This window comes from Pseudochelatococcus lubricantis (assembly GCF_042432495.1).
Classification (GTDB): Bacteria; Pseudomonadota; Alphaproteobacteria; order Rhizobiales; family Beijerinckiaceae; genus Pseudochelatococcus; species Pseudochelatococcus lubricantis.
The window spans coordinates 1-1,769 of record NZ_JBHLXC010000019.1 but is presented as its reverse complement, the minus strand read 5'-3'; the positions used below and the strand labels follow the sequence as shown (position 1 = coordinate 1,769).

At 56.2% G+C, this 1,769-nt stretch carries 2 pseudogenes; one reads left to right on the top strand and one right to left on the bottom strand.

The window, feature by feature from the left end:
- Positions 1-419: pseudogene (locus tag ACFFJ7_RS19015) on the bottom strand (IS5 family transposase); the annotation flags it as partial.
- Between the two features lie 151 nt (positions 420-570).
- Between ACFFJ7_RS19015 and ACFFJ7_RS19010 the strand changes: the two are divergent.
- A pseudogene (locus tag ACFFJ7_RS19010) lies at positions 571-1,331 on the top strand (IS5 family transposase).
- Positions 1,332-1,769 lie beyond the last annotated feature (438 nt).

Below are 1,769 nucleotides of genomic sequence, written 5' to 3'. Positions count from 1 at the left end.
AATGCGTAACGGCATGCCAAGCGCATCGACAACCGCGTGCAACTTCGTCGTCAAGCCACCACGCGAGCAGCCGATTGCGGCAGCTTGAGCCCCCCTTTTGATCCCGTCGCATCAGCGTGGACCTTCGAGATGGTGCTGTCGATCAGCACGTATTCAAAGTCGGGGTCGTCTGCCAACGTCTTGAAAAGACCCTCCCAAACCCCGGTGTGAGCCCAACGTCGGAAGCGGGCGTGAACAGCCGTCCACTTGCCGAAAGCGGCCGGCAGGTCACGCCAGCGAGCCGCATTGCAGGCCATCCAGAGGATGGCGTCAACAAACAATCTGTTATCAACGCCGCTTCGTCCCGGCGTTCCAATGCGACCGGGCAACAAACCTTCGATCCGTTGCCATTGTTCATCCGTCAGGGTCCGTCTGCTCAAGGTCATCTCCTTTGGAGACCTTGAATCAGAAACAACACAAAAAGGGAATCAATGAATGCAGACACCACCTAGGCCGTAGTTACGATTTAAGATTTTTGGGCTTCCCCAAGGTTAGCAAATCAGATTCAAAGCTGATTTTTGGAGATCGGCGATGGACTGCGATGTGCCTCGGGACGACCAGTGGGAACGGATCAAGGGTTTCGTGCCGGGCGGCACGAAAGGCAAGCGCGGCCCGCGCACGGATAACCGCAAGTTCCTCGACGCCCTGTTATGGATGGCACGTTCAGGCGGCCGCTGGCGCGACTTGCCAGAGCGACTGGGTGACTACCGCTCGGTGAGGCGGCGCTATTACCGCTGGATCGAGATGGGTGTACTGGACGATATGTTGGCGGTGCTGGCGCGCGAAGCCGATCTGGAATGGCTGATGATCGACAGCACGATCGTTCGCGCGCATCAGCACGTTGCCGGAGCGCGTAAAATCAAAGGGGGGCGGATGCCCAGGGCCTGGGTCGGTCGCGCTGCGGCTTGAGCACCAAGATCCACGCTGCCACTGAAGCCCTTGGCCTCCCGGTCCGCCTGATCGGTTCGCCCGGCCAGCGCAACGACATCGCCTTCGCCCACGACTTGATCGACGGCATCGAGGCCGGCGTCACTATCGCCGACAAAGGATATGACGCCGATCATCTCGCCGACAAGATCATCAAGGCAGGTGCAGAGGTCGTCATACCACCAAAGCGCAACCGCAAGATACAGCGACCCTAAGACATCGATCTCTACAAGGAGCGCAACCGTATCGAGCGCTTTTTCAACAAGCTGAAGCAATTCAGGCGCGTCGCCACACGATACGACAAGATTCTCGCAAACTTCATAGGATTCGTCAAACTCGCCGCAATCGCAATATGGCTCAGATAGTTAAATCGTCGCCACGACCTAGGAATTCCGGTCCAGCGCAAGAGAGTATCGCGTAAGCCAACGTTTCCATTAGCCTTGCTGCGGTCATGAAAGGTCTATTACGATAGCTTCGTAAACCTTTCGACGTCGATGCCGAACTGGGCCAGCATTGCAAAGTCCCCCCGACAACTTGCGGCCCTGATGTAGCTTTTTTTAGCGCCGACAAACTCTGTATTTGGTCGCATCAAGTCAGCAATTTCCTGCAGGTTGAACGGGCACAAAATCCTCAATTTCCGGATCAAAAAACGATCAGCCGCCGTAAATCAATGGCTGAGTTAGCGCAAGAAGTCCGTCTGTACGCGGAGAGACATAACGACGATGTGCTTTTTGCTATTGACCTGCCCCCCGGAAGTTCCCTCGCTGTGATGTAGAGTCTGCCCAATCTGAAAAGGAGCAGAC